This is a genomic window from Streptomyces sp. NBC_00005, assembly GCF_045160215.1.
In the GTDB taxonomy this organism is placed as follows: Bacteria; Actinomycetota; Actinomycetes; order Streptomycetales; family Streptomycetaceae; genus Streptomyces.
On the sequence record NZ_CP108316.1, the window covers coordinates 1118069 to 1144860 of the forward strand.

The following is a 26792-nucleotide window of genomic DNA, read 5'->3' on the forward strand; positions in this document are numbered from 1 at the left end:
TATTCCGTTCCTACAGCTGCGCCGGCGGCGCCACCGGAGAGCCGGTCCCAGTGATCGACAGCGAGCCCGGGCTGGCCGACGTCGTCGGATCGGCCAGCCAGCGCTGCTCCGAGGAGTCGTCGCGGACCTTGACGACGACGTCCGCGCCCGGGTCCTCGCCGGCGGAGGCGAGGGCGAGCTGCTCGTCCCAGCGGGGCAGCAACTCCCCCTGCACGGTGAGGTCGTAGCGCACGTCGTCACCGCGCTTGGCCTTCTCTGCGGCGCACTTGCCGAGCACGACCACGCCGGCGTCCACGTGCGAGTCCAGGCACAGGTCGGCGTCCGCCACGCTGCGCAGCAGCCCGTCGCTGTCGTACGCCCACTGCTGGGTGCGGGCGTCCGAGCAAGCCGCCAGGTCGGTCCCGGCCCCGGACTTCACCTTGCCCTTGATGTCGAGGCACAGGTCGGCGCCGACGTTGCGCAGCCTGGACTGCCCCGGCAGCGTGGGGAGTTGGGCGGTTCCGGGCGTCGACTGGGAACCGACGCCCGGTGCCGTGCCGCCGCTCGCGCTGTTGGAGGCGGCCGGGTCGACACCGTCGTCGTTCGACCACAGACCGGCCGCGAACAGCGTCGCGATCAGCCCGGCGGAGGCGACGCCCACTCCGGTCAGCAGCGCTCGCGAGTTCCGGGGCGCCCCAGGAGGCCGGCGGCCGGGCAGGGGGATGCGGGGCAGGATGCGCGAGCGTCCGCCGCCGTGTCGCGCGGCGCTGCGGGCGCCCGTCCCCTGCTGCGCCCGGCCCGGGCGGGAGTCGAGGTAGCGCCGGGCGCCCCAGCCGAGTACCGCTTCGGCCAGGAGTACCCCCAACCCGCCCTCGAAATGACTCAGTTGCTCGGCGGCGAAACGGCAGTAGCGGCACTGCGACAGATGCTGCTGGACATCGGGCAGCAGGGCCCCGCCCCGGCGAATCGGAACGTCGAGGAGACGGTTGTAGAACCGGCAATCCTTGCTCGGCGCGAGTTCCCGATGGGCATGTACACAACCTTCACGGAATTTTTCACGCGCCTGTTCGAGTGCGGCCGACGCGGTGTCGGTATCCATCCCGAGCAGTGCGGCGGGAACGCCAATGGACTCCGCTTCGACCTCGGTGTGCCAGAGCAAACACCGGGAGAGTCCGGGAAGAGCCTGGAATGAACGCTCGGCCAAGTTGCGATTTTCGGGGGTCATGGACTTCGTCGTACGCATACCGCGGCCGCCCGCGGGTTTCAGCAGCTCCGGCAGAACACCGGATATTCGGTCCTCGGCGGACCACACACGGACCGTCTCCCGCACGGCCACCAGAAGCCGGGGGCGCACCGCGATCGCGGGCTCGCCGAGCGCCAGCCGGTCGAGTACCTGGTGGAAGGCGGCCGAGGTCACCATGGAGGCGAGCTCGTCCGAGGAGGCGAGGCAGATGCCCGCGTAGTCGCGGGCGGGCTGCCAGTGCCGCGCCATGAGCAGCGCGACGGATTGGGCGACCTCGCCGTCGGGACGGCCCCTGAGCCGGGTGGCGAGGTTCTCGTCGGATTCTCCGGGAACCCCGCCGGGCGGCGGGTAAGGGGGGCGAGGTGGGTGGGGGGTGGGCACTGAGCGGATTCCTTCCCACGCGCATGAGACATACAGGAGGGCGTGAATTCAGGTATGTCCATCCAGCCCGGTTTCCGATAGGGCGAACGACACCCGGCCATTACACCCCCCGCACGGGTAGTTCACCCTTGCACAACACACTCATGACCAACAAGGCACTTGAACAACATCAGCCTCTTTGAAAGATAGTCAGAAACGGCGACAACTCGCCTCACCCACATGAGCTTTCGTCATTCCATGCGCCCCGTGTGAAAGAGGCGCACGCGCCGGAGCACCGCGCACGCTCCCGGCGTGCACCACCCCGTAGTGCACTGGGTACCGGCCCTTCTCGGGGGCTCCGCGCAGGAAGGCGGCTCTCCTGCGCCGCACGGGCCGCCGACCTTGTTCCTCCCGCCCTCGGTCGGCGGCCCCGGGGGCGGGTCGTACCGGCTCGGTCGGCGGCCCTCAGATCTGCCAGGAGCGCAGCCGGTCGGCAGCGCCGTAGACGTCGACCTTGCCGGAGATCAGATCGCGGGCGAGGTCCACCAGGGCCCCGTAGGGCGGGTCGATTCCGACGTCGCTGACGAACATGTACGCCACGGCGGTCGCGCACGCGAAGCGGGCGTTGGCCGAGGGCAGGGGCTTGAGCAGGGCGAGGGTGTGCAGCAGGGCGGCGGCGCGCCAGGCCGGATCGGAGTCCACGCCGAGGCGGGGCGGGTCGACGCGGTGGCGGGCGACGGCGGCGACCAGGGCGGAGAAGTCGTTGACGGTGGGCTGGTCCGGTAGGACCTCTTCGTGGCGCTGGAGCAGCCACGGCACGTCGATATGGATGACGGGTGCCATCGGTCAGGCGACCCGCCCCTCGCCGGTGTGGGCCGGTTCGTCTTCGGGGAAGGCGGCCGCGAACTCGTCGGCGTGGGACGCGAAGAAGCGGCGGAACGCCTCCGCGCCCTCCTGCAGCGCACGGTGCCGGGCTATGTCCGCCGCGGCGGCCTCGCGCACGAGCGCTTTCATCGACGTACCGCGCTCCTTGGCGATCTGCCGCAGGTCCTCAAGTTCGCGATCGCTGAACTCGACATTCAGGGCTGGCATGCCTTCACGGTACCGCCGAGGTACTTACTCGTAAATACTCCCTGCTCACAGCACCTTTATGACGGTACCTTCCGGTGCCCGCGGCGGCTGAGGACCATGTCCGATTCCCGCCGGTTCCGACCGCCGCGGCGCAGCAGACTGAAGCCATGAAGACGTACACGACGATCGACAGCCCGGTAGGTGAACTGCTTCTGGTGGGCGAGGGGACGGCCCTCAACTCGCTGTCCCTGCCCGGGCAACGCAACGCGCCCGTGGTCCGCGCCGACTGGCGGCGCGACGACGGGACGTTCGCGGAGGCCGCCCGGCAGCTCGCCGCCTACTTCGAGGGCAGGCTCACCCGCTTCGACCTGAGCCTCGCACCCGAGGGGACGCAGTTCCAGCAGCGGGTATGGCAGGCGCTCGACGAGATCCCGTACGGCACCACGACGACGTACGGCGAGCTCGCCGCGCGGCTGGACGTGCCGCGCGACGAGATCCGGGCGGTGGGTGCCGCGATCGGGGCGAACCCGCTGCTGATCGTCCGCCCCTGCCACCGCGTGATCGGCGCCGACGGCTCGATGCGCGGCTACGCGGGCGGCGTCGAGCAAAAGGTGCGGCTGCTCACGCACGAGGGCGCGCTGCAGCAGATGCTCGCGTGACGGAAGGAACCGCGATGACCCTCACCACCGCGCAGGCCCGCAAGCGCGTCGCCGAGACCGAATGGGCCGCGCTCGCCGCCGAGCTGGACGTGCACGGCAGCGCGCCGACGGGGCCGCTGCTGACGCCCGCCGAGTGCCGCGACCTGACCGCGCTGTACGAGAAGCCGGAGCTGTTCCGGACCACGGTCGACATGGCGCGGCATCGTTTCGGATCCGGCGAGTACCGGTACTTCACCCACGACCTGCCCGCTCCCGTGGCCGCCCTCCGCGCCGCCCTGTACCCGCGTCTGCTGCCGATCGCGCGGGACTGGGCGGCCCGGCTGGGCCGTCCGGCGCCCTGGCCGGACTCCCTCCAGGAGTGGCTGGAGACATGTCATGCGGCCGGGCAGGACCGCTCGGCACAGATCCTGCTGCGCTACGGGGAGGGCGACTGGAACGCCCTGCACCGTGACGTGTTCGGCGACCTGCTCTTCCCGCTCCAGGTGGTCGTCGGCCTCGACGAGTACGGCAGCGAGTACACCGGCGGCGAGTTCCTGATGGTCGAGCAGCGGCCCCGCGCCCAGTCCCGGGGCACCGCGAACGCACTCCGCCAGGGCCACGGCCTGGTCTTCACCACCCGGGACCGCCCGGTGCGGACGAAGCGCGGCTGGTCGGCCGGAGCGATGCGGCACGGCGTGAGCACCGTCCGCTCCGGCCGCCGACACGCACTGGGCATCGTCTTCCACGACGCCTCCTAGCCAGTACCTCAGACGCCGGCCCACAGCCCCTTGCGGCGGTAACTCCCCTCCCAGAACAAGCGGTTGAGGACGCGTACCGGCGGCGGCATGGAGCCGAAGAACGTGGCGCGGTCGGCCGGCGGCGCACCGTCCACGATCCACGGCACGAAGACCGCGGCACCGCGCAGGCCCTGCACCTCGCGCATGCGCCCGGTGAAGGCGGCCCAGTCGGCGGCCGTCAGGACCTCCTGCATCAGCGGCAGGGCGCTGTCCTCCTCGTGCTTGAGGTGGTCGTCGAGGGTGGCCCTCAACGCCCGTACGAGATCCGGCAGTTCGGGGGCCCGGTCGGCCAGTGCCGTGTCGACCGCGGCGAGCAGCGGGTCGATGCGGGAGTGTTCCGCCTCCATGTCGTCCAGCACGGCGAGTTCGCGGGAACGTCCCGCGACGCGGTCCCGCACCTGCGGCCACAGGTTGCTGTCCTCGGCGGTGTGGTGGATGTGCAGCTGATGCTTGAAGTTCTCCCAGCCGGAGCGGACGCCGGGTGTGTGCGCCCGGTTCTCGGCGACGGCCTGCGCGAGGCGCTCCAGATCGCGCCGGAAGGCGTCGTGGGAGGCGTACATGGCGGTGAAGTCGATGCTCATCGAATGGCTTCCTTCCGTCCGGGTTCCCCTGTTCGGGACTCCCGTTCAAGAGGCCGGGGCTGCCGGCAGGTGTGACGCGCTCGGGATTCACTGAGACCTACGTCACATATCGCCCCTCCGATGTCACATTCGGACCCCCTCCAGGCCTCGAAGGAGTGAGCGCCACTGGGGAGGCACACGTATGTCCGACAGCCATGTCACCGATGAGGCGACCGATGTCTTCATGGACCATCGCGAGCTGCTCTTCGGCCTCGTCTACAACATGCTGGGCAGCGTCGCGGACACCGAGGACGTGCTGCAGGAGACCTGGCTGTCGTGGTCGGGCCGGGGCACCGAGGGGATCGACAATCCGCGCGCCTACCTGGTCCGTATCGCCGTCAACCAGGCCTTGCAGCGGCGGTCCGTGATCACCCGCCGTCGCGAGACCTACGTAGGACCGTGGCTGCCCGAGCCGCTGGTCGCCGACGACGACGGAGCCGAGGACCCGGTCCTGCGCCACGAGTCCGTGTCACTCGCGATGCTGGTGGTCCTGGAGTCGCTGACCCCACTGGAACGCGCCGTGTTCGTCCTCAACGAGGTGTTCAGGTACCCCCACACCGAGATCGCGGACATCCTCGACCGCACCCCGGCGGCCGTACGGCAGCTCGCGCACCGCGCGCGGGCCCATGTGCACGCCCGGCGGCCGCTGTACCAAGCGCACCCGCGGGTACGGCGGGAGGCGACCGAGCGGTTCGTGCGGGCCGCGCTCGGCGGTGACATCGCGGCGTTGATGGAGATCCTGGCGCCGGACGTGACGGTGTGGGCGGACGGCGGCGGCAAGCGCAAGCCGGCCGGCCTGCGCCCCGTGCACGGCCGGGACAACGCGGCGCGCCTCATCACCTCGTACGCGGCTCGGCGCGGCGCGCAGGACATGGACCTGCACTACCGCCGCGTGAACGGCGACGACGCCGCCGTGCTGTTCCAGGGCGACTCCCCGTACGCCGTGATGGTCATGGACCTCACGCCCGAGGGCGACCAGGTGTCCGGGGTCTACATCGTGACCAACCCCGACAAGCTCACGCACGTGTACAAGGACGACGACAAGGCCGAGGAGGAGGCATGAGCACCACCCAGGAGCCTGCGAAGGGTGAGCGCGTCGCGGACTGGCTCGACGGCCGCCTCGGCATCCACTCCCTCGGCAGGAAGTACCTGCGCAAGGTGTTCCCCGACCACTGGTCGTTCCTGCTCGGCGAGATCTGCCTGTACAGCTTCGTGGTGCTGATCCTCACCGGCGTGTACCTCACGCTGTTCTTCCATCCGTCGATGAAAGAGGTGACGTACCACGGCAGTTACGTCCCGCTCAACGGCGTCCGGATGTCCGAGGCATACGCCTCCACGCTCGACATCAGCTTCGACGTGCGCGGCGGGCTGCTGGTCCGGCAGCTGCACCACTGGGCGGCACTGGTCTTCGTCGCCGCCATGTTCACGCACATGATGCGGCACTTCTTCACGGGCTCGTTCCGCAAGCCCCGTGAGATCAACTGGCTGTTCGGCTGGACGCTGCTGTTCCTCGGCCTGTTCGAGGGCCTGTTCGGCTACTCGCTGCCGGACGACCTGCTGTCGGGAACGGGCCTGCGCTTCGTCAACGGCGCCCTGCTGTCGGTCCCGATCGTCGGAACGTACCTCTCGATGTTCCTGTTCGGCGGTGAGTTCCCCGGCCACGACATCGTGGCTCGCTTCTACTCGCTGCACATCCTGCTGATCCCCGGCGTCATGGCGGCGCTCGTCGTGGTGCACATCCTGCTGGTCGTCTACCACAAGCACACCCAGTTCGCGGGCCCGGGACGGACCGAACGCAACGTCGTGGGTGCCCCGTTCATGCCGGTGTACCTGGCGAAGGCGGGCGGTTTCTTCTTCCTGGTCTTCGGCGCCCTGACCCTGATCGCGGCGGTCGCGGCGATCAACCCGGTGTGGGTCTACGGCCCCTTCCGGCCCGACCAGGTCTCCACGGGCGCGCAGCCCGACTGGTATCTGGGCTTCGCGGAAGGCCTGGTCCGGGTGATGCCGGGCTGGGAGATCACCCTGTGGGGCCACACGCTGATCCTCGGCGTGCTGATCCCGGTCGTGGTCTTCCCCCTGCTTCTCGTGTTCATCGGGGTCTACCCGTTCCTGGAGTCCCGGGTGACCGGCGACAAAAGGGAACACCACCTGCTGGACCGCCCGCGCAACCGCCCGAACCGCACGGCGATCGGCACGGCCTGGATCAGCCTCTACCTGATCCTGCTGGCGGGCGGCGGCAACGACATCGTGGCGACCCGCCTCCATCTGTCGATCAACATGGTCACCTGGACGGTCCGCGTGGCGGTGTTCGTCCTCCCGGCGGCCGTCTTCTTCGTCACCCGCCGCATCTGCCTTGGCCTCCAACTGCGCGACCGTGAGCTGGTGTTGCACGGCCGGGAGACCGGCCTGATCAAGCGGCTGCCGCACGGCGAGTACGTCGAGGTGCACCAGCCGCTCGATCAGGCCGAGCTGCACACCCTGACCGCCCACAGGGGTCAGGGCGAACTCGTGGAGCGCGAACCTCAGCCCTGAAGAGCTTCGTCCTTGAAGAGCCTCAGCCCTGATCCGCCACGAAGGACGCCATCCGGGCCAGGGCCGCGTTCCAGTTGATCGCGGTTTCGTTCGTCGACCAGGACTGGATGTCGTCGATGTAGCAGAACTGGCCGACGCATCCCTGGAGTTTGCTCTGTGCGTAGGGATCCTGGATGGAGGAGTTCGGACCGCCGGCCAGCGTTCCGCTCGGCGGGTTCGGCAGGTTCGGATCGAGCTCGTGGGCGTACCAACGGCTGTGCTGGTTGTGGGAGTTGGCCTCGCCGTAGCCGGTGACGTACGACATGTTCAGGGCGTTGCGGCCGAGGATGTAGTCCATGCTCTGGACCGCGCCGTCACGGTACTTGGAGCCGCCCGTGATGTCGTACGCCGTCGCCAGGACGACCGCGTTGTTGAGGATCTGGTGGCTGGAGCCCCAGTCGTAAATGTTGCCGTCGGGTGCGTACGGCATGCCGTACGGCTGTGACTTCAGCGTGGCCAGGTAGCCGTCGGCGCCCTTGACGACGGACTGGCGCACCTTGTCCCTGCCCGGCAGCCTGCTCGGCACCGTGGCGAGGTCGAGCCGGCCCGCTGCGGCCGTCCTGCCCCAGTCGAAGCCGAGCGCCCCGTAGATGTCGGCCGTGTGCACCGGGGAGTTGAGAACATAGTCCGCGAACTGCTTCTCCCCCGTGGTGAGATACAGCTCCGCGGCCGCCCAGTAGAACTCGTCCGTCGCGTTGGTGTCGGAGTAGGCGCCGCCTCCGGTGCCGTCGCTGTCGGAGGCGTACAGGGCGGGGTGGGCGAGTGCCGCCGACCAGGCCTTGCGGGCGGCCGTCAGCGCCTTCGCCGCGAAGGCGCGGTCGTAGGGACGGTACAGACGGGCCGCCTGGGCAGCCGTGGCCGCCAGGTTGAGGGTCGCCTGCGTGGACGGCGGGTGCAGTTCGCGCTTCTGCGGGTCGTCACTGGGCAGCAGCGGCAGACCGGTCCACTGCTCGTCGTGGATCTTGTGATGCGCCATGCCGGCCAGCGGCTGCCCGTCGGGCACCTGCATCTTCAGCAGGAACTCCAGCTCCCAGCGGGCCTCATCGAGGATGTCGGGCACCTTGTTCCCGCTCTCCGGGATGGCGAGGGTGCCGTCCCGCAGCTTCTCCGACTCCCCTGTGCGGGCGAGCAGTTCGCGTTCGTACGTGCTCAGCACCTCCCAGGTGGCGATGCCGCCGTTGACGACGTACTTGCCGTGGTCACCGGCGTCGTACCAGCCACCGGTGACGTCGAGGGTGTAGTCGCACACGCCGGGCTGGCAGGGCACGTTCGCATCGCCCTGGTTGGGCGCGACATTCACATGCCCGGCGGCCCTCCCGTACCCGGGCCGCAGATCGTCCCGGATCGCGATGCTGCTGCGCTGCGTGTAGTAGTACTTCACCGAGTCGAGCCGCAGCTGCTCGTACGCACTCGTGCCGATGTCGAACGGCCGGCTCGTCTCCCCGTCGGCGACCAGCGTGAGCCCCTTGGCCTGCTTGCGGTAGGCGCCGAAGTCGATCGAGTGGACGTTCTGCCCGGAGGAGACGTCGACCCCGCGCGGCACGGTCCAGCCGTGCGCGACCGTCGACCCGTCCGCGCTCTTGAGCTGCCAGGGCAGCTTCGAGGTGGCGTCGGTGACGAGCGTGGCGTTCTTCGGGCCGGAGGGCAGATAGGCGACCTGGTTGACGCGCACGCGCGGTCCGGTGTCCGGCTCGTACACCTCGGGCGGGACACCGCCGAGCAGCGACGCGTCGTCCATGCAGAACCGCCAGGCGTCGGCACTGCCGCCGGCCTGGAAGGCGACCTGGCCCTGGCTGGTGTCGACGGGCGAGGTGAAGGTGTACGAGTAGGTGTTGCCGGAGACGCTCAGCTGCGGGCTGACCTCGAAATAGGTGTCGTACGGCGCCACTTGGAGCCCCACGACGGCCCGCACCACGTGCCCTTCGGGCGAACCGGACACCTTGAAGCTGAACTTGTAGGACTCCCCCTTCACCAGGCTGACGTCGTTCTGGCCGACTGCGGCGTCCCAGCGGTTGGTGGTGCCGCCCGGCACGTCCGCGCAGAGCTGTCCGTCGGACAGGCCCGCGGTGACGTTACTGGTCGTCCACCAGGGCTCGGTGGTGGTGTCGAAGGTGCCGTTCTTCAGCTGCTCGACCTCGTCTGCGGCGGCAGGTCCGGCCGGCAGTGCGGTGAGCGCCGCTCCCAGCAGGGCGGTGATGGTCAGCAGGACGGTTCTGCGTCGTTTCACGTCTGGGCTCCTCGGGCGGAGGGACGGGTGACGCTCGCCGATCACAGTGGGAGCGCTCCCAGATGCGGATGCAGCTCATGCTTGTTCGCGCCATGACACCCGTCAACGGTCCGGACGGGACTGGTTTTCCCGCCCGGACCGCCACGCCCGCTCAGCCGCCCGGCGCCTCCAGCTTGCTGATCCGCGCCGCCCCGACGGCTTCGCCGGGGTGAGCGCTGGTCAGCGTGAGGTGCAGCCGGGAGCCGCGTGCCGCGTCGAAGGTGAGGACGGTCGGCGTGTCCGAGGCGGTGGCCCAGTCGACCGCCGCTCCGGAGACGGGCACGTACCGGTGGCCGTCCCATACGGCCGCCTCGACCGACGCGGGCAGGCTGTGCGTCGCGTCCACCGTGAAGGAGACCTCCACCCGGTCGAAACTGCGGGCCCGCCCGTAGTCGACGGACACCCAGTCCTCGGACCGGGCTCCGCTGAAGGCGGGCAGCAGGGCCGTGGCCGACTTGGAGAAGGCGTTGGACCAGCCGGTGGCCGCATTGCCGTCGAGCATCGCGGCGGGGAGCGTGTCCGAACGACCGGAGTAACTGGCGTCCGCATACGGGTAGTTCGGGGCTGCCGGATAATCCGGTGCGAAGGCGGCCACCGGGGTGGTCGCGGCCGACCGGGCGTGCGTGGTGCGCACGCTCGCCGTGCCCGCCCGCAGGCCCTCCGCGCGTGCGGTCACCTTCAGGGTGCCTGCCTTGGTGCCGGAGCGCACGATCGCGAGCGCCTTGCCGTGGAAGGCGGTGCGGGTGCTCGCCTGGTAGCGCTCGGCGCTCTCCTCACGGCCGTTGTCGAGCCCTGCGAGGGATCCGCCCTTCACGTCGAACGTGATCAGGTGCTCGGCGTCGGGCACCACCACTCCGCGGGCGTCGACGACGTCCGCGGTCACGAAGACCAGCGAACGCCCGTCTGCGGCAAGGGACTTGCGGTCGGCCGTGATTCGTACGGCATGCGGTTCGCCCGCCGTGCGCAGCACGTCGGTGGCGACCGCCTTGCCGCCCTTCCTGGCCACGGCCTTCAACTCGCCCGGCTTGAACGGCACTTTCCAGATGACGTGGAGCTTGCCCGCCCTGCCGTTCGGGCTGGTGTAACTGCCGGGATAGGGGCCCGTGGTGAAGGTCTTGTCGTCGCCGGTCGCCTCCGTGGTCTCCAGATAGGTACGTCCGTCCGTGGTCTTCTTGGTGTCGAAGGTGCGCGTGCCGAGGGACTTTCCGTTGAGGAACAGTTCAACGGTGTCGACGTTGGAGTACGCCCACACCTCGACCGTGTCGCCCTCCTCGTGGTTCCAGCTCATGGGCAGCAGATGGACCATGGGCTCACCGACCCACTGGCTGCGGAACAGGTGGTACATGTCCTTGGGGAAGCCGGCCGTGTCGACCGCGCCGAAGAAGGACGCCTTCACGGGGAAGACGTTGTACGGGGTCGGCTCCCCGATGTAGTCGATGCCCGACCAGAGGAACTGGCCCGCGAACCACTTCCGGTCCCGGTCCTTCTTGTGCCCGTACTCCCCGCTCATGGTCCAGGAGGACAGGTTGTTGTCGTACGAGGAGGTGGCCCGGCCGCCCGGCGTGTAGTTCTCACCGGTGTTGAGGTGCTCGGGCTCCTGGTACGTCGACCGGGTCGAGGTCTCCGACGAGGACTCCGACTCGAAGAGGAACAGGTGCGGATAGGCCGCGTGCAGGGCGTCCACCGACTTGGCGGTGTTGTAGTTGAGGCCGAGCCCGTCGAGCTTGGCGAGCATCAAGTCGGCCGCGGAGCCCTTGGCGGGCGGGTTGCGGTACTTGTCCGAGCCGATCACGAGCGGCCTCGTGTCGTCGGCGGCCTTGATCGCGCCGATGATGCGGTCGGCCATCGCGAGGCCCGCGGTGGAGGTGGAGTCGGGGATCTCGTTGCCGATGGACCACAGCACCACGGCGGGCGAGTTGCGCGCGGCGAGCACCATCTCGGTGGCGTCCTTCTCGCACCACTCGTCGAAGAAGCGGCCGTAGTCGTACTTCGTCTTGCCGGTCTTCCAGCAGTCGAAGGCCTCCACCATCATCACGATGCCCAGTTCCTCGCAGACCTCGATCATCTGCGGCGAGGGCGGGTTGTGGGAGGTGCGGAAGGCGTTCACACCCATCGACTTCATGATGGTCATCTGTCGGCGCACGGCGTCGATGCTGATCGCCGCACCGAGGGCACCCTGGTCGTGGTGGAGGTCCACGCCCTTGATCTTGGCGTGGGTGCCGTTGAGCTCGAAGCCCTCGTCCGGGTCGAAGCGGTAGGTGCGGATGCCGAACGTGGTGCTGTAGGTGTCGACGGTCTTGCCGCCGACGCGCAGTTCGGTCTCCAGGGTGTAGCGGTGGGGCGACGCGAAGTCCCACAACTTGGGCTTGGGGACGGTGAGTTCATGGGTCTCGTCCGTCTTGTCCGTGACGTCGACCGTGGTGGCCTTGCGGGTTACCGTCCGGCCGTCGGGGTCCTTGACCGTCGAGCGGATCTCTACCTGGCTCGCGGCGCCGGACTCGTTCACCACCGAGGTGCGCACCCGTACGACGGCCCGCTCCCCGGTGATGTCCGGCGTGGTGACGTAGGTGCCCCAGCGCTCCACGTGCACCGGCTCGGTGACGACGAGGCGGGCCTCGCGGTAGATGCCGCTGCCCGAGTACCAGCGGCTGCTGGGCAGTTGGTTCTGCACCTTGACGGCGATCACGTTCTCGGTGGCGCCGTCGGTGTGCAGCAGGTCGGTGAGGTCGAGGGCGAAGCCGGTGTAGCCGTAGGGGTGCCGGCCGGCCTGCGTTCCGTTGCAGTAGACGTACGAGTCCATGTAGACGCCGTCGAACTCCACCGCGATCCGCCGGCCGGCGAAGCCGGGCGGCAGGGTGAAGGCCAGGCGGTACCAGCCGAGGCCGCCGGGGAAGAAGCCGGTGCCGCTGGTCGTGCCGTGTTCGGTGGTGGGGGTCTGCTCGATGCTCCAGTCGTGCGGAACGGCGACCTCCCGCCAGGCCGAGTCGTCGTAGCCGGGGTCGGCGGCCTGTGCGTACGCGCCGGTCGGATCGGTGATCCCACCCGGATTGACCAGCGCGAAGCGCCAGCCGTCGCGCAGGGCGACCGTGCGGCGGCCGGATCCGGCCGCGGCCGCCTCGGCGGCCCGTGCCACCGGGGTGCCGAGAAGCGCTCCTGCCGCCGGGGCGGCTGCGGAAGCGATCAGGACCGATCTTCGAGTCACTGTCATGGCGGCTCCCCCTCATCAGGGCCCAGAAGTACTCACAATTGATCGTGAACAAACAGATTCTGACGAGGTGCCACTCAGGTCCGTCAAGAGTGCGGAGGTCCGCTTCTGGCTCGGGCGTCACATCGGCCGGATCTGGACCTTGACCGCCCGGGACCCGGGCAACCGGACCAGCCGTCCGCCGACGGGCGCGACGCACTAGGCTGGAACACAAGTGACGCGCCTGCTCACTGAGAGTGTGCACAAGGAAGTGGCGACGATGAACCCGGAGTATCCGCTCGACGAGGCCGCCACGGCGCGGGCCGTCGTCGCCGAGGACGGGACTCTGGTCGAGTGGAACGAGGGCGCCCGCCGGCTGCTGGGCTATGCGCCGCACGAGATCGTCGGCCGCCCGGCCGCGGATTTCCTGGTCGATGGCGGTGAGGTCGTCTCGGTCCCGCCGGAGGGACTCCGTCGCAGCGGCACTCTCGCGCTGCGCCACCGCGACGGCCACGCCGTGTCCGTCTGGCTGCTCGCCCACTACCATCCGTCGCTGGACTCCCGGCCCGCGCACTGGCTCCTGGTCACCCCGCTGGAGGACCGGGAACCACCCGGGCCGGACGATCCGCTGGCGCAGGTGGGTCTGATGCAGTCCCCGTGCGCGATCGCCGTCTACGACACCCGGCTGCGGCTGCGCAGGACGAATCAAGCCATGGCCGAGGTGCTCGGCCTGCCCGAGGAGCGGGTTCGCGGCCTGAGACACTCCGAGATCGGCGGCAGACCGCAGAGCGAGGACGTCGAGCGGCACATGCACGAGGTTCTCACCAGCGGTCACGGACAGGACGTGCGGGCGTATGTGCCGGTCGGCAGCGAGGGCCGGATGAACGCCTGGCTGGCGCGAGTGGCACCGATCACCGATGACAAGGATCAGGTGCACGGCGTCTGCGTGGCCGTCCACGACTTCACCGAGCAGTACCTGGCGCGGGAGCGGCTGCAGATCGTCAACGAGGCGAGCGTCCGCATCGGCACCACCCTCGACGTGACCCGTACGGCACAGGAGCTGGCGGACGTCTGCGTCCCGGCGCTCGCCGACCTGGTCAGTATCGACCTGCTGGATCCGCCGGCCCACGGGGCCGAGCCCGTTCCCGGCAGGCTGACCGCACCGGTGAGCCTGCGCCGCTTCGCCCACCGCTCGGTGCACACGGGCACCCCCGAGGCCGTCCTGAAGCCGGGGCAGGTGGACGTGTATCCCGACACGTCGCCCCAGGGCGCCTGCCTGGTCGCGGGCCGGACGGTCGTCGCCTCACGCTCGTCCGGCGACCTCGAGCAGTGGCTCACCTGGGACGAGAAGCGCGCCGAACGGGTCAGGCAGTACGGCATCCACTCGACGATGTCGGTACCGATCCAGGCCCGCGGCGCGACCCTCGGTGTGGCGGTCCTCACCCGCTTCAAGCACCCCCAGCCGTTCACGTCCGACGATGTGCTGCTGGCCGAGGAGATCACCGCCCGGGCCGGCATCTGCATCGACAACGCCCGCCGCTTCTCCCGCGAGCGGGAGACCGCCCTCGCCCTGCAGCGCAGCCTGCTGCCCCGCTCGCTGCCGCGCACGGCCGCCGTGGACGCGGCCTCCCGCTATCTTCCGGCGGCGCGGGCCGGGGTGGGCGGCGACTGGTTCGACGTGATCCCGCTGTCCGGGATGCGGGTCGCCATGGTCGTCGGGGACGTCGTCGGCCACGGCATCCAGGCCTCGGCCACCATGGGCCGGCTGCGCACCGCGGTGCGCACCCTCGCCGACATCGACCTGGCCCCCGACGAGCTCCTCACCCACCTCGACGACCTGGTCGTACGGCTGTCCGCCGAGGCCGGCAACGACGGCAGCCCCGGCGAGGTCGGCGCCACCTGCCTCTACGCGGTGTACGACCCGGTGTCGCGGAGCTGCACGATGGCCCGGGCCGGGCATCCGCCGCCGGTCGTGGTCCCGCCGGGCGGTGCGCCCGAGCCGGTCGAGCTGCCGGCCGGGCCGCCGCTGGGCCTGGGCGGGCTGCCGTTCGAGTCCGCCGAGCTCGAACTGCGCGAAGGCAGTGTGCTGTCGTTCTTCACGGACGGGCTGATCGAGTCCCGGGAGCGGGACGTGGACGCCAGTCACCAGCTGCTGTGCGAGGCCCTGGCGACGTACTCGGACTCGCTGGACGAGGCCTGCGACCGGGTCCTGCACACCCTGCTGCCGCCCGGCGGCGCCTCCGACGACGTGGCCCTGCTGCTGGCCCGCACCCGGGGGCTGCCCGCCTCCCAGGTCTCCACCTGGCACATTCCCGCGGACCCGGCGCTCGTCGCCCCGATCCGCAAGCAGGTCGTGGAGCAGCTGGACACGTGGGGTCTGCAGGACGCCGCGTTCACGGCCGAGCTGGTGGTGAGCGAGCTCGTCACCAACGCGATCCGGTACGGCGCGCACCCCATCCGGCTGCGTCTGATCCACGACGAGGCCACGCTGATCTGCGAGGTGTCCGACACCAACCACACGGCTCCGCACCTGCGCCGCGCGAAGACGTGGGACGAGGGCGGCCGCGGTCTGCTCCTGGTCGCGCAGCTCACCGAGCGCTGGGGCACCCGGCACACGCCGGAGGGCAAGACGATCTGGTCGGAGATCGGGCTGCTCGACGAGGTGTAGGAGCCCGGGTTCTCAGGGCCCTTCGGCCAGCCAGGGCCTGACCTGTCTGCGTGCCTCGTGCAGCCGTGACTTGAACGTGCCGAGCGGGATGCCGGCGCGCTCGGCCGCCTCGGCGTACTCGAGCTGGCAGATGTCGCGGTACACCAGCGGCTCGACCAACCGGGGATGCTCGCGCTCCAGCCGGTCCAGTGCCTCCAGCAGGTCGAGGCGGGATCCGGCGATGACGCTCGTCGTGCGCGGGTCGGCGTGCCGGTCCGCGTCGATCGGGGCCGGCTGTTCGGCCGAGCGCCGCTTGAGCTCGCGGTACTTCTGGCGGCAGCAGTTGGCGACGACCGTGTAGAGCCAGGTGCTGAAGCGGCTGCGGCCCTCGAAGGTGCCGATCTTGCGGGCGACCTGGAGCAGGACGTCCTGCGCGGCCTCCTCCGCGTCCTCGCGGCAGGGCAGGAACCGGCCGCAGCGCCGGACGACTTCGGGCCTGATCACCTGGAGCAACTCCTCCAGTGCCGCCGGGTCGCCCGCCGCGGCGCCGCGGGCCAGCTCCTCGGTCGGCGCGACCAGGGGTTCTCCTCGGGATCGATCCACGGCCAGGCATGATAGTCGTATGCACTCCGTCGAGCGGATCGGGCGCTACCGCCTCGAACGGCGCCTGGGCACGGGCGCGTTCGGCACGGTGTGGCTCGCGCACGACGACGAGCTGGAAGCGCCGGTGGCGGTCAAGGTCCTCGCCGACAACTGGTCCCACCGGCTCGATGTCCGCGAGCGGTTCCTGGCCGAGGCGCGGATGCTGCGCCGGGCGGGTTCGGACCGGGTGGTGCAGGTCTACGACATCGGTGAACTTCCGGACGGCAGGCCGTACTTCGTGATGGAGTACGCCGACGGCGGCACCCTCGACGACCTGCTGACCGCGGGTCCGCTGCCCGTGTCCGAGGCGCTGCGCCTGACGGCGCTGGCCGCCCGCGGAGCGGCCGCACTGCACGCGGCGGGGATCGTGCACCGGGACATCAAGCCGACCAATGTGCTGCTGTGCTCCTCCCCCGACGGCGTGTCGCGGGTACTGCTCGCCGACCTGGGGCTGGCCAAGAGCCTGGCGCAGGCGTCCGGTCTCACGCAGGCCGCCGGTTCGGCGGGATACCGGCCGCCCGAGCAGGCCGTGCCCGGCGCGGGCATCGACGCCCGGGCCGACGTCTACAGCCTGGGCGCGGTGGGCTACCACCTGGTCACCGGCACGGTTCCGGGCGAGCCCGGCAGGGTCGTACGGCCCGACCGGCTGCGTCCGGATCTGGCCCCCGCGGTCCGGCGGGCCCTGATGCGGGCGCTGGCACCGGACCGCAGGCGCCGCTGGCCCGACGCCCAGGCCTTCGCGGACGAACTGGAGCGGCTCGCCTCGTCCGGCCACCGGCCCCGAAGGCCCCGCACGGCCCTCGCCCTGACCGGCGCCGTGGCCGTGGTCGCGGCCCTCGGCGTGACCGCGGCGCTGGTGAACCGGGAGTCCCCGGCCGCGGAGGTGCGGGTCACGGACACGACCGGCCGGGTCGTCGCCGAGGTCCCCGCCGACTGGGGCCGCCAGCTGCGCGACTCCGGCTGGGACCCGCAGGCTCTGGGCCTGCCGTCCGGTCACGAACCGGGGTTCGCCGTCGCGGACCGCCTGACCACGTGGCAGGACCTGAAGGCCGACGTCAACGGGGTGCTCGTGGGCCTGAGCGCGCACGGCGATCTCACTGCCGCGGTGAACGCCCTCACTCACCCCGGCTGCCACGACGACGGCAGTCGCGCCTACTCCGGCACCGCCATGCACGGCAGGGTCCGCACCTGGAGCGACTGTCCGGGCGGCGGGTCGGTCACGGAGGCCGCGCTCGCACCGGTGGGCGGCAGCGCGCAGACTCGGATCTATGTGCAGATCCGGCAGAGTGGCCGAGCCTCGGCGACCGACCGCATCCTCGGCTCCGTACGCCTCGCGAGCTGACGCGGAACACTCGGGCCGCGCGCGAACTTTTCCGTCCCGGCGGGCATCGGACATGTATGACGGGGCACAGAGCGCCGTACGCACACGCCAGGACGGGTGCGTGGAATCTCCGGGAGTGTTGAGGAACATGGCGAAGAAGTCCCCCTCCGTTCACCGGGCGGCCCTGCTCACGAGCGCGGTCGCGGTGCTGGGTCTGCTGACGGCCTGCGGCGGCAGCGGCGACGGTGCAGCGGCCGGCTCTCCGAAGACGCTGCCCGGTACGGCCGCGCCCGCCACCGGCGGCCGCAGCACCGACGCGGCGAGTGCGTCCGCCTCCGCGTCGGACGGCGCTCCCGGCAAGGCCACCGCCACCGCGTCCCAGGCGGAGTCCACGACCGCCGCGGACACCACCGGTGGCCGTTGTCACACCTCCGAGCTGCGGGCGAGCGTCGGGCGGAACGACCCCGGTGCCGGGCAGGAGAACTTCCCGGTCGTCCTGACCAACAAGTCCTCCCGCACCTGCACGGTGCGCGGCTACCCGGGCGCCGCGTTCGTCGACGCGTCGGGCAGGCAGCTGGGCCCGGACCCGAAGCGCTCCTCGGGCTCGCCCACGACGGTGACGCTGGCGCCGGGCAAGAGCGCCTGGGCGGGGATGACCTTCTCCAACCCCGAGGTCAGCGGTGCCCACCCGGCCACCCCGGCCTCACTGCTCGTGACTCCGCCGGACGAGCGTGACCACCTCACGGTGACGTGGAAGGGCGGTCCGGTGCCCGTGTCCGGCAACGCCTCCTCGGTGTTTCTGACCGTGTTCAGCCCCGGCACCGGCCCCTGAGCGACAGGGCCCCGGCGGACCTCTTACTTCGACCTGTTTTCATGGAGGGTCCCGCCCTGAACCGCTCTGCTCCGCCCTGAAGGACCCCGCTCTGAACACCCCGCTCGCCGAAACACTGTCCGTCGCCCTGCTCGTCGCCGTCCTCGCATCGGCCGTACTGCGCCCGAAAGGCCTGCCGGAGGCCGTGCTCGCCGTCCCGGCCGCGGGGATCGTGATCGCCACCGGCGCGATCTCCCTGGACCACACCAGGGAGGAGGTCGCCAGCCTCGGACCGGTCGTCGGCTTCCTCGCCGCGGTGCTGGTGCTGGCCCACTTCTGTGACGTCGAGGGGCTCTTCCATGCGTGCGGGGCGTGGATGGCCCGGCGGGCGGCGGGCTCTCCCGGGCGGCTGCTGGCGGCGGTCTTCGTGCTGGCCTCGGCGATCACGGCCGTGCTCAGCCTGGATGCCACCGTGGTGCTGCTGACGCCGGTGGTGCTCGCCACCGCCACCCGGGCGGGCGTTCGGGCCAGGCCGCACCTTTATGCGTGCGCGCACCTGTCCAACACCGCCTCGCTGCTCCTGCCCGTCTCCAACCTGACCAACCTGCTGGCGTTCGAGGCGAGCGGGCTGAGCTTCACCCGGTTCGCGGCACTGATGACGCTGCCGTGGCTGGTCGCGATCGGCGCCGAGTACCTGGTCTTCCGGCGCTTCTTCGCCGACGACCTGACCGTGTCCGACCACTCCCCCGAACCCGGCAAGGCGCCCGAGCTGCCCGTGTTCGCCCTGGTCACCGTGGGGTGCACGCTGGCCGGATTCGTCGTGGCCTCGGCGGTCGGCATCGATCCGGCCTGGGTGGCCGCGGCAGGTGCGCTGGTGCTGGCCGGCCGTGCACTCGTACGGCGGCAGGCGACGCCCCTGTCCGTGGTGCGGGCCTCGTCACCGGCGTTCCTGGCGTTCGTCCTCGCGCTCGGCATCGTGGTGCGGGCGGTGGTCGACAACGGGCTCGCCGACGCCCTCGACCACGTGCTGCCCGGCGGCTCCGGGCTGCTCGCACTGCTGGGCATCGCCGCGCTGGCCGCCGTACTGGCGAACCTGATCAACAACCTGCCCGCGGTGCTGGTCCTGCTGCCGCTGACCGCGGCGGCCGGGCCCGGTGCGGTGCTGGCGGTGCTGCTCGGAGTGAACATCGGACCGAACCTGACGTACGCGGGATCGCTGGCGACGCTGCTGTGGCGGCGCATTCTGCACCGGCACGGCCAGGAGGTGGAGCTCGGGGAGTTCACCCGGCTCGGGCTGCTCGCCACCCCGGCCGCGCTCGTCCCGGCCGTGGTGGCGCTGTGGCTGTCGCTGCAGGTCGTCGGCTGAGAGCCTGCGTTCGGACACGGGCTCCGATCCGGTCGGTCAGTGGTGGCCGCCGCCGTATCCGGAGCCGTTGCCATAACCGGAACCCGAGCCGTATCCGCCCCAGCCGCAGTAGTACGGGTTGTAGTAGCAGTAGGAGCTCGTGGGGTACGAACTCGTCGGAGTCGGCTTCGCGGTCGTCGGAGTCGCGGACGGCTTCGGGGTGGGGCTCGGTGTCTTCGAGGCCTTGGGGGTGGCCGAGGGCGTCGGGACGGGGCTGCTGTCGGCGTCCCAGTTGACCACCTCCATCTGGAGGTCGGCCTTCGACGTGTCGAACACCCAGCGCTGGGCGGCGCTGTCGTCACGCGTCTTGACGACCAGCGCGCCCGACCCGTCGGTGGCGGCGGGCGTCAGCGCCAGGTCCTGGTCCCAGCGCGGCACCAGAGTGCCCTGCAGGGTGAAGTCGTAACGGATCTTCTTGGCACCCGACTCGGAGGTGCCGGTGCACGGGGTGAGTTGTACCGAGAAGCCGAGGTGGGAGTCGAGGCACAGGTCGGGGTCGGCGACGCTGCGCAGGCGGCCGTCGGTCTCGTACGACCACTGCTGGACCGTTGTCGTGGAGCAGTCGGCGAGTTCGGTCTCGGCTCCCTTGACCGCCTTCTTGCCGACGATGGCGACGCACAGCCCGGAGCCGACGTTGTGCAGCCTGCCGCGCAGGGTGCCCTGGGCGCCCGTGCTGGTACCGACCCAGGACGGATCGGCGGCCGGCGAGCCCTTGCCGCTGCCGGGTGTCTCGGACGGGTGGCCGCCGTCGGCCGTGGTGGATCCGTCGCCGGAGCCGATGACGGACCAAAGGACCAGCGGGAGGACGATCAGGCCGCTCACCGTCAGCACGGCCGCCGCGAGATTGCGGCGACGGGCGGCGGCGCGCCGGGCCGCCTTGTGGGCCGAGCGGCGGGAGGCGGCGCGGCCACCGGGGCGGGGGCCCGGGCCGGCAGCGGCGTGCGCGGGGGCGAAGGGCTCGCCCGCCATCAACGGGGTCGGGACCTCCTCGGGAAGGGCGCCTGGGTCGTCGGCCCGGGCCGCCCGGGCTTCCACGTAGGCCCGCGCACCCCAGCCGAGCACCGCCTCGGCCAGAGCGAGCCCGATCCCCTGGTTGAACTGCGCCAGTTGGTCGGCGGTGTGGCGGCAGTGCCGGCAGCGGGCCAGGTGGGCGTTCAGGTCGGGGTCGATGTCGACCGCGCCGCGCCGGTAGGTCACGTCGAGCATGCGCAGATAGCGCCGGCACTCCTGCTCGGGGGCGAGTTCGCGGTGGACCTGGAGGCACTCCTCGCGCAGTCGTTCGCGGGCCCGCTCCAGTTCGACGCGCGCGTCCTCCGCCTCCAGGCCCAGCAGGCCGCCGGGTATGTCCAGCGGTTCGGCCTCGACCTCCACGTGCCACAGCAGGCAGCGGGCCGACTGGGGCAGCCGCTGGAAGGCTCCGGACAGCAGGCGCCGGTCGGGCGGCGGGAGCAGACGGGCCGCGATGCGGTCCCCGCCCTCGGAGCACAGTTCGGGGTGGAGGTGTTCCCGTCGGTGGTCGTTGTCCCACTCGGCCGCGATGCGCCGTACGGTGACGAGGAGTTGGGGCCGCCAGGCGGAGGTCGGCCCGGTCTGCCGCAGGGTTTCGCCGAAGAGCCGCGTGAATGCGGCGGTGGTGAGCATTCCCGCGGAGGGAGTGCCGTCGGTGCACAGTCGGGCATAGGCGAACGCCGCTTCCCAGTGCCGGTCGAGGAGTTCACCTACGGGCTGCAGCGCGGGCGTCGTCCCCGTCCACTTCTTCAGTTCGGCGCTCAGTTGCTCGTCCGTCACGTCGAACCGGTGGTCGGACATGGGGGAATTCGACAGGCCGGCGTCATTCACGGCTGCATTCCTCTCGGCGGCATGCGCATAAAGTCCATACCAAGGGGTATGGGGACCCGCCGACGACGCGGCAGGGTCCGCCCGTACAGGATTCGGCTGCTCTGACGTCCGCCTGGGGAAGCTCTTTTGAAGCGTAGGACGAACGGGAGCGGCCTCGCGCACACAGCGGAAATATGGATTGTCTGTGCGCCGACAGGGCACACCTTTACACAGGTCAGCGAGACGTAACAAGGGATCTCGCGGTTTTGTGCATTGCGCACCCACCGACGGGAATTGACGAATCGTCAATCCTGTCCGGGCGTAATCGGGAACGGTATTCAGTAGGATCGCCGCGGCCTGGCTTCCCAACCATTGAACGGCCGTCCCTCCGCACATCCGAGGGGTCGGACGGCGCACTTCGGGTTACGTTTCAACCATTGGGCCGCCCGCCCGATAGGCGCCGGGCGGCACCCCGTAACGCTCGCGGAAGACCCGGTTGAAGTGGAACGGGCTGACGAACCCCGAGGCCGCGGCCACCCGGTCCACGGACAGATCGGTGCTCTCCAGGAGCCGGGCGGCATGCCGCAGCCGTGCCTCGCGCAGAGCCCGCATCGGGGACTGGCCGTATTGCCCGGTGAACAGGTGGGCGAACCGTGACGGCGACAGGGAGACGCTTTCGGCGAGCGAGCGCACGCTGTGCGGGGCGCCCGGATCGGCGGTGATCAGTGCCTCGGCGCGGCGCATCCGGGCGTCGACGCCGGGCGGGGGCGACGGGGCTCGCGCGGTGGCGGCCGTCAGCAGGACGATCTCCTCCAGCGAGGACAGGGCGAGTTCGCGCGCCGCGGTGCCGTGCGCCACGGCCACGCGGTCGTCCGGTGCGGTGGCGGGCGGTGACTCGGTGCCCGTCCAGCGGGCGTCGGCGAGCATCCGGCGGAAGGCCGCCCCGATCCGGTCGTGCAGGGCGGCCGGGGTGGGTGCGACGACGAACAGTCCGTCGCCGGTGTCGTACGGGCGCAGCCACGGCGACCAGGACGGGCGTGCCTGGCAGTGCACCCACCAGAACTGCCAGCCGCGGGCGCCCGGTTCGACCGCGTACTCGTGCCGGACGCCCGGGGCGAGCACCACCAGGTCCCCCGCGCCGGCCCGCGCCTCGGCCGTTCCCTGGCGCAGTCGGCCGTGCCCGCCCGTCGTCCAGGTGAAGAGCCAACTGCCCGCGCCGCGCGGCCGGTTGACGCCGTACCCCTGAAGCTGGTCGTAGCGGCCGACCACGACCAGGCCGGGCGGCGGCGCAGCAGCCTCGGGCAATCCGTCAGCGTTCACGGGCATCCTCCTGAAGTGCACGGTGACCTAGCGTGATGAGCCGAGGACACCTGACCGAGGAGTGGAAGCATGACAGGCACGGACATGGGCGCCACCGGCGCTCCCATCCTGACCCAGGACGGGCTGAGGGGGTTCCGGGACGACGGCTTCACCGTCGTACGCGGGCTGTTCGGCCACGACGAGATCGACCGGCTCTGCGCGGAGTTCGCGACGCTGCACGCGGCCGGGCCGGTGCCGGGGCACTTCGAGCCGCGCGCGTCCGAGGATCCGCTGGCGGCATACCCGAGGGTGATGCACCCGCACGAGATCAGCGAGCGAGCGCTGCACGTCCTGCTCGACGCCCGGCTGCGCACGGCGCTGGAGGCGCTGCTCGGTGAGCAAGTCCTCGCCGCCCAGAGCATGTTCTACTTCAAGCCGCCGGGTGCCCGGGGGCAGGCGTTGCACCAGGACAACTTCTATCTGCGGGTGGAGCCGGGCACGTGTGTGGCCGCGTGGGTGGCCTGCGATGTGATCGACCGGGACAACGGCGGTCTCGAGGTCGTCCCCGGTACACACCGGATGGATCTGTTCTGTCCCGAGGAGGCGGACGCGGAGGTGTCGTTCGCGCGGGAGTACGTCGCCCCGCCGCCGGGCCTTGCGGCTGTGCCGGTCGACATGGCGCCGGGGGACGTCCTGTTCTTCAATGGCAGCCTGGTGCACGGCTCGCAGCCCAACACCACGGCGGATCGTTTTCGCCGGTCCTTCATCGGTCACTACGTGGGGCGCTCCGCCGAACGCATCGGCGCCCACTACCCCACGCTGACGATGGACGGCGACCGCGTCCCGCTGCCGGTGAGCGAGGGCGCGGGCCCGTGCGGCACGGAGTTCGCACCGCGCGGGCCGCACTAGGCGCTCCGCCGAGAGGGCCGTATGGCGACTGGGGGTGGTTTTGCGGCTGGTGGCGCATTCCCCGCGCCGGTTCGGGGCGCTTCAGTGGCCGACGATGGGATGCGGCGCGTACGGCTGCTCCAGCTCCTCGATCTCCTTGTCGCTGAGCTCGAGTTCGACGGCGGCCACGGCGTCCTCGATGTGGTGCGGCTTGGCGGCGCCGACGATCGGTGCGGCCACCGTGTCCTGGTGCAGCAGCCAGGCCAGGGCGACCTGGGCGCGCGGGATGCCGCGGTCGCCGGCGATGCGGGTGACGGCCTCGACGATGGTGCGGTCGCTGTCCGGGTAGAGGCGGCTGCCGAAGTTGTCGTTCGAGCTGCGCTCCGTCACGGTGCCCCAGTCCCGGGTGAGCCGGCCGCGGGCGAGCGGGCTCCAGGGCAGGGCGCCGACGCCCTGGTCGGCGCAGAGGGGCAGCATCTCGCGCTCCTCCTCGCGGTAGAGGAGGTTGTAGTGGTTCTGCATGGAGATGAACTTCGTCCAGCCGTTTTGCTCGGCGGTGTACTGCATCTTGGAGAACTGCCAGGCGTACATCGAACTGGCCCCGATGTAGCGCACCTTGCCCGCCTTCACCAGGTCGTGCAGGGCCTCCATCGTCTCCTCGACGGGGGTGTGCGGGTCGAAGCGGTGGATCTGGTAGAGGTCGACGTAGTCGGTGCCGAGACGGCTCAGGCTGTGGTCGATCTCGGACAGGATCACCTTGCGGGACAGACCGCCGCCGTTGGGCCCGGGCCGCATCCGGCCGTGCACCTTCGTCGCGAGGACGACCTCGTCACGGTTCGCGAAGTCGCGCAGCGCCTTGCCGACGATCTCCTCGCTGGTGCCGTCGGAGTAGACGTTCGCCGTGTCGAAGAAGTTGATGCCGGCCTCCAGCGCCTGCCGGATCAGCGGACGCGAGGCCTCCTCGTCGAGGGTCCACTCGTGCACGCCGCGGTCGGGCAGGCCGTAGGTCATACAGCCGAGACAGACCCGCGACACGTCCAGGCCCGTCGAACCGAGCTTCACGTACTGCATCGTTGCTGCTCCTGCCTTCGGGTTGGGTACGAAGTGGAGCGTACGACTTCGACCGCACTTCACGTACCACGCCCTCTTGACGGCGGGCCCCGCCTCGGCGCTTTCATCCTCCGCGTGCCGCACGATCTACGGCAACGCCCCCGACCACGGCCTGATCGACAACCTGCCGCCCGACTCGGTCGTGGAAGTCCCTTGCCTCACCGACGCGTTGGGCGTCCAGCCGCCCCGCGTCGGCGCCCTGCCCCGCAGTGCGCGGTCCTCGACCGCGCCCACGACCCCGAAGCCGTCCGCGCGACGGTACGACGCGCGGGCCACGACCTCCTCGGCCTGCCGCACTGACCTCGCCAACCCGCTTGGGTGCGGCGGCTGTTGAGGCGCGGAGGCGAAAGCGCCTGACGCTTACCCTCGTCGGCCCTGCTCCGCGAGAGTGTCCGGCGCACCGTCGCCAACGAGTGGGGAGACCCCGCCCGTCAGCGTCGCTCGACCAGGTCCAATGCCCGCTCCCAGCCGAACTCCGGTCGCGAGCCGTCCTCTTGAGGCTCACCGGAGTACGGCTCACCGAACCTGACGCCCATCCCGCGCAGCCGTATGAGGCTGTCCTGGTAGGCGGGGTGGATGGCCAACGCGTCGGCCACACAAGGGAGTACGGCGACCGGGACGCCCAGACCGGACGCCTCGCACAGGGTGGCCACGGCCAGGGTGTCGGCCAGACCCGCCGCCCACTTGTTGATCGTGTTGAAGGTGGCGGGCGCGACCACGACCGCGTCCGGCGGCGGGAAGGGGCGCGGATCGCCGGGCGTGCGCCAGGCCGAGCGGATCGCGCGGCCGGTCTGGGCCTCCACCGCCGCGGTGTCGAAGAAGCCGTTCATGGCGACCGGCGTCGCGATGACACCGACCTCCCAGTCCCGCTCCTGCGCGGCGGTGATCAGCTTGCTCACGTCCGCCGCGATCCCGGCGGCGCACACGACGACGTAGAGGAAGGACTTCTCGGCCTGTTCGGTCACCCGGGAACACTACTGAAGGGGGAAAGAGCGCCCCCGCTCGGCTTCAGGTCGCGGTCCGTGGATGCGGCGCTCCTTCTCCTCGATCGGTACGTCGTTGATGCTTGCCTCTCGCCGGGTCATCAGGCCGTGCTCGTCGAACTCCCACAGTTCGTTGCCGTAGGAGCGCCACCACTGGCCGTCGGCGTCCCGGGACTCGTACTGGAAGCGGACGGCGATGCGGTTGCCGTCGTATGCCCACAGGTCCTTGCGCAGGACGTACTCCTGCTCGCGCTCCCACTTGCGGGTCAGCAGTTCGACGATCTCGGCGCGGCCGGTGACGAAGGTGTCGCGGTTGCGCCACACCGAGTCCTCCGAGTAGGCGAGCGACACCTTGTGCGGGTCGCGGGTGTTCCAGGCGTCCTCGGCGGCCTGGACCTTCTGCGCGGCGGTCTCGCGGGTGAAGGGCGGCAGGGGCGGGCGGGCGGCCATGGGTTCCTCCTCGGCAGCGGCGGACGGACAGACGGGGAGAACGTACGTTCTCCGCATGGCTGCTACCGTAGGAGAACGCTCGTTCTCACGTCAAGGAGAGGCAGTTCGTCGCATGGCCGTCATGGACAGCGCAGTCGCCCGGGAACAGGCGCTGGACGCCGCGGAGGAGCTGTTCTACGGGCGGGGCATACAGTCCGTCGGCATGGACGACATCCGCGGCGCCTCGGGGGTCTCGCTCAAGCGGCTCTACCGACTGTTCCCGGCGAAGGAGCAGTTGGTGGAGGCGTATCTGGAGCGGCGCGACGTGCGCTGGCGCGGACGGCTCGCCGACTTCGTGGAGCGGCGGGAGGACCCCGAGGAGCGGATCCTGGCGGTCTTCGACTGGCTGGAGCAGTGGTTCGGCGAGGACGGCTTCCGCGGGTGCGCGTGGATCAATTCCTACGGCGAGCTGGGGGCCACCTCGTCCCGTGTGGTGGCCCAAGTGCGGGCGCACAAGCGGGCGTTCCGCGCGTATCTGGCCGGGCTCGTGGCGGAGGCGGGGCTGCCCGGCTCCCTGGCCGGGCAGCTGTTCCTGCTGGCCGAGGGTGCCATGGTCACCGCCGGGATCACGCAGAGCGCGGAGCCCGCCCGGGAGGCGCGCGACGCGGCGCGGCTCCTGGTGCGGGCCCGCTGAATACTGGAACCGGCCG

General features: G+C 70.7%; 23 protein-coding genes. 11 read left to right on the forward strand and 12 right to left on the reverse strand.

Annotated elements, in window-relative coordinates; all coding sequences use genetic code 11:
• Positions 1–10: 10 nt before the first annotated feature.
• From OG303_RS05555 to OG303_RS05565, 3 genes are all read right to left on the reverse strand, one after another.
• The gene (locus OG303_RS05555) at positions 11–1603 is read right to left on the reverse strand and encodes an RICIN domain-containing protein (protein WP_405865320.1); all 1593 of its coding nucleotides are present in this window, start codon (positions 1601–1603) and stop codon (positions 11–13) included.
• A gap of 444 nt (positions 1604–2047) precedes the next feature.
• Positions 2048–2425: a toxin Doc gene (locus OG303_RS05560; RefSeq protein ID WP_164311823.1), complete on the reverse strand. Its 378-nt coding sequence runs from the start codon at positions 2423–2425 to the stop codon at positions 2048–2050.
• Between the two features lie 3 nt (positions 2426–2428).
• Complete coding sequence (locus OG303_RS05565) at positions 2429–2674, reverse strand: hypothetical protein (RefSeq protein ID WP_405865322.1); 246 nt, start codon at positions 2672–2674, stop codon at positions 2429–2431.
• Between the two features lie 146 nt (positions 2675–2820).
• Between OG303_RS05565 and OG303_RS05570 the strand changes: the two genes are divergently transcribed.
• Entirely contained in the window at positions 2821–3312 is a 492-nt protein-coding gene (locus OG303_RS05570) for a methylated-DNA--[protein]-cysteine S-methyltransferase (RefSeq protein WP_405865324.1), read from the forward strand.
• A gap of 14 nt (positions 3313–3326) precedes the next feature.
• Positions 3327–4049 (forward strand): 2OG-Fe(II) oxygenase, encoded by a 723-nt coding sequence (locus tag OG303_RS05575; RefSeq protein WP_405865326.1) that lies wholly within the window; start codon positions 3327–3329, stop codon positions 4047–4049.
• Between the two features lie 8 nt (positions 4050–4057).
• Here OG303_RS05575 and OG303_RS05580 read toward each other — a convergent pair whose 3' ends face one another.
• Positions 4058–4669, reverse strand: coding sequence for a hemerythrin domain-containing protein (locus OG303_RS05580; protein WP_405865328.1), 612 nt, complete (start codon positions 4667–4669; stop codon positions 4058–4060).
• A 181-nt stretch (positions 4670–4850) separates the two neighbouring features.
• Between OG303_RS05580 and sigJ the strand changes: the two genes are divergently transcribed.
• Together sigJ and OG303_RS05590 are read left to right on the forward strand one after the other, a co-directional pair.
• Positions 4851–5771 carry an RNA polymerase sigma factor SigJ gene (gene sigJ / locus OG303_RS05585; RefSeq protein WP_405865330.1) on the forward strand — a complete coding sequence of 307 codons (921 nt, stop codon included), beginning with the start codon at positions 4851–4853 and terminating at the stop codon, positions 5769–5771.
• Complete coding sequence (locus OG303_RS05590; protein WP_405865332.1) at positions 5768–7240, forward strand: cytochrome bc complex cytochrome b subunit; 1473 nt, start codon at positions 5768–5770, stop codon at positions 7238–7240. Before sigJ ends, OG303_RS05590 begins: the two co-directional genes overlap by 4 nt.
• Positions 7241–7262: 22 nt before the next feature.
• On the opposite strand, the gene OG303_RS05595 is transcribed toward OG303_RS05590, so the two are convergent.
• Both OG303_RS05595 and OG303_RS05600 read right to left on the reverse strand, forming a co-directional pair.
• On the reverse strand, positions 7263–9506 hold the full coding sequence (locus tag OG303_RS05595) for a glycoside hydrolase family 9 protein (RefSeq protein ID WP_405865334.1): 2244 nt from the start codon (positions 9504–9506) through the stop codon (positions 7263–7265).
• A gap of 151 nt (positions 9507–9657) precedes the next feature.
• Entirely contained in the window at positions 9658–12753 is a 3096-nt protein-coding gene (locus tag OG303_RS05600) for a glycoside hydrolase family 2 TIM barrel-domain containing protein (protein ID WP_405865336.1), read from the reverse strand.
• Positions 12754–13009: 256 nt separating this feature from the next.
• Here OG303_RS05600 and OG303_RS05605 point away from each other — a divergent pair, with 256 nt between their 5' ends.
• Positions 13010–15397, forward strand: a complete 2388-nt coding sequence (locus OG303_RS05605) for a SpoIIE family protein phosphatase (protein WP_405865338.1) — start codon at positions 13010–13012, stop codon at positions 15395–15397.
• Between the two features lie 12 nt (positions 15398–15409).
• On the opposite strand, the gene OG303_RS05610 is transcribed toward OG303_RS05605, so the two are convergent.
• Positions 15410–15979, reverse strand: a complete 570-nt coding sequence (locus OG303_RS05610; protein ID WP_405865339.1) for an RNA polymerase sigma factor — start codon at positions 15977–15979, stop codon at positions 15410–15412.
• A 19-nt stretch (positions 15980–15998) separates the two neighbouring features.
• On the opposite strand from OG303_RS05610, the gene OG303_RS05615 reads away from it, so the two are divergent.
• From OG303_RS05615 to OG303_RS05625, 3 genes are all read left to right on the forward strand, one after another.
• On the forward strand, positions 15999–17360 hold the full coding sequence (locus OG303_RS05615) for a serine/threonine-protein kinase (RefSeq protein ID WP_405865341.1): 1362 nt from the start codon (positions 15999–16001) through the stop codon (positions 17358–17360).
• A gap of 127 nt (positions 17361–17487) precedes the next feature.
• Positions 17488–18171, forward strand: a complete 684-nt coding sequence (locus OG303_RS05620) for a DUF4232 domain-containing protein (protein ID WP_405865343.1) — start codon at positions 17488–17490, stop codon at positions 18169–18171.
• A 91-nt stretch (positions 18172–18262) separates the two neighbouring features.
• Positions 18263–19516 (forward strand): arsenic transporter, encoded by a 1254-nt coding sequence (locus OG303_RS05625; RefSeq protein WP_405877101.1) that lies wholly within the window; start codon positions 18263–18265, stop codon positions 19514–19516.
• A gap of 36 nt (positions 19517–19552) precedes the next feature.
• On the opposite strand, the gene OG303_RS05630 is transcribed toward OG303_RS05625, so the two are convergent.
• The gene (locus OG303_RS05630; RefSeq protein WP_405865345.1) at positions 19553–21364 is read right to left on the reverse strand and encodes an RICIN domain-containing protein; all 1812 of its coding nucleotides are present in this window, start codon (positions 21362–21364) and stop codon (positions 19553–19555) included.
• A gap of 432 nt (positions 21365–21796) precedes the next feature.
• Positions 21797–22699, reverse strand: a complete 903-nt coding sequence (locus tag OG303_RS05635) for a helix-turn-helix domain-containing protein (RefSeq protein ID WP_405865347.1) — start codon at positions 22697–22699, stop codon at positions 21797–21799.
• Between the two features lie 63 nt (positions 22700–22762).
• On the opposite strand from OG303_RS05635, the gene OG303_RS05640 reads away from it, so the two are divergent.
• Positions 22763–23581 (forward strand): phytanoyl-CoA dioxygenase family protein, encoded by an 819-nt coding sequence (locus OG303_RS05640; RefSeq protein WP_405865349.1) that lies wholly within the window; start codon positions 22763–22765, stop codon positions 23579–23581.
• 81 nt (positions 23582–23662) lie between these two features.
• Here OG303_RS05640 and OG303_RS05645 read toward each other — a convergent pair whose 3' ends face one another.
• Positions 23663–24631: an aldo/keto reductase gene (locus OG303_RS05645; RefSeq protein WP_405865351.1), complete on the reverse strand. Its 969-nt coding sequence runs from the start codon at positions 24629–24631 to the stop codon at positions 23663–23665.
• Between the two features lie 76 nt (positions 24632–24707).
• Between OG303_RS05645 and OG303_RS05650 the strand changes: the two genes are divergently transcribed.
• The gene (locus OG303_RS05650) at positions 24708–25004 is read left to right on the forward strand and encodes a hypothetical protein (protein WP_405865353.1); all 297 of its coding nucleotides are present in this window, start codon (positions 24708–24710) and stop codon (positions 25002–25004) included.
• Positions 25005–25101: 97 nt separating this feature from the next.
• Here the strand turns inward: OG303_RS05650 and OG303_RS05655 are convergent, their stop codons facing one another.
• Together OG303_RS05655 and OG303_RS05660 are read right to left on the reverse strand one after the other, a co-directional pair.
• Complete coding sequence (locus tag OG303_RS05655; protein WP_405865355.1) at positions 25102–25635, reverse strand: flavoprotein; 534 nt, start codon at positions 25633–25635, stop codon at positions 25102–25104.
• A 9-nt stretch (positions 25636–25644) separates the two neighbouring features.
• Complete coding sequence (locus tag OG303_RS05660) at positions 25645–26103, reverse strand: nuclear transport factor 2 family protein (protein WP_405877103.1); 459 nt, start codon at positions 26101–26103, stop codon at positions 25645–25647.
• 121 nt (positions 26104–26224) lie between these two features.
• Between OG303_RS05660 and OG303_RS05665 the strand changes: the two genes are divergently transcribed.
• Positions 26225–26776: a TetR/AcrR family transcriptional regulator gene (locus OG303_RS05665; protein ID WP_405865357.1), complete on the forward strand. Its 552-nt coding sequence runs from the start codon at positions 26225–26227 to the stop codon at positions 26774–26776.
• Positions 26777–26792: the final 16 nt, after the last annotated feature.

Bases quoted from the DNA above. Each gene is read 5' to 3' on its own strand.
- OG303_RS05560 (WP_164311823.1), bottom strand. From the start codon at position 2,425: ATGGCACCCGTCATCCATATCGACGTGCCGTGGCTGCTCCAGCGCCAC.
- OG303_RS05565 (WP_405865322.1), bottom strand. From the start codon at position 2,674: ATGCCAGCCCTGAATGTCGAGTTCAGCGATCGCGAACTTGAGGACCTG.
- OG303_RS05570 (WP_405865324.1), top strand. From the start codon at position 2,821: ATGAAGACGTACACGACGATCGACAGCCCGGTAGGTGAACTGCTTCTG.
- OG303_RS05575 (WP_405865326.1), top strand. From the start codon at position 3,327: ATGACCCTCACCACCGCGCAGGCCCGCAAGCGCGTCGCCGAGACCGAA.
- OG303_RS05580 (WP_405865328.1), bottom strand. From the start codon at position 4,669: ATGAGCATCGACTTCACCGCCATGTACGCCTCCCACGACGCCTTCCGG.
- sigJ (WP_405865330.1), top strand. From the start codon at position 4,851: ATGTCCGACAGCCATGTCACCGATGAGGCGACCGATGTCTTCATGGAC.
- OG303_RS05590 (WP_405865332.1), top strand. From the start codon at position 5,768: ATGAGCACCACCCAGGAGCCTGCGAAGGGTGAGCGCGTCGCGGACTGG.
- OG303_RS05600 (WP_405865336.1), bottom strand. From the start codon at position 12,753: ATGACAGTGACTCGAAGATCGGTCCTGATCGCTTCCGCAGCCGCCCCG.
- OG303_RS05605 (WP_405865338.1), top strand. From the start codon at position 13,010: ATGAACCCGGAGTATCCGCTCGACGAGGCCGCCACGGCGCGGGCCGTC.
- OG303_RS05615 (WP_405865341.1), top strand. From the start codon at position 15,999: ATGCACTCCGTCGAGCGGATCGGGCGCTACCGCCTCGAACGGCGCCTG.
- OG303_RS05620 (WP_405865343.1), top strand. From the start codon at position 17,488: ATGGCGAAGAAGTCCCCCTCCGTTCACCGGGCGGCCCTGCTCACGAGC.
- OG303_RS05630 (WP_405865345.1), bottom strand. From the start codon at position 21,364: ATGTCCGACCACCGGTTCGACGTGACGGACGAGCAACTGAGCGCCGAA.
- OG303_RS05635 (WP_405865347.1), bottom strand. From the start codon at position 22,699: ATGCCCGTGAACGCTGACGGATTGCCCGAGGCTGCTGCGCCGCCGCCC.
- OG303_RS05640 (WP_405865349.1), top strand. From the start codon at position 22,763: ATGACAGGCACGGACATGGGCGCCACCGGCGCTCCCATCCTGACCCAG.
- OG303_RS05645 (WP_405865351.1), bottom strand. From the start codon at position 24,631: ATGCAGTACGTGAAGCTCGGTTCGACGGGCCTGGACGTGTCGCGGGTC.
- OG303_RS05660 (WP_405877103.1), bottom strand. From the start codon at position 26,103: ATGGCCGCCCGCCCGCCCCTGCCGCCCTTCACCCGCGAGACCGCCGCG.
- OG303_RS05665 (WP_405865357.1), top strand. From the start codon at position 26,225: ATGGACAGCGCAGTCGCCCGGGAACAGGCGCTGGACGCCGCGGAGGAG.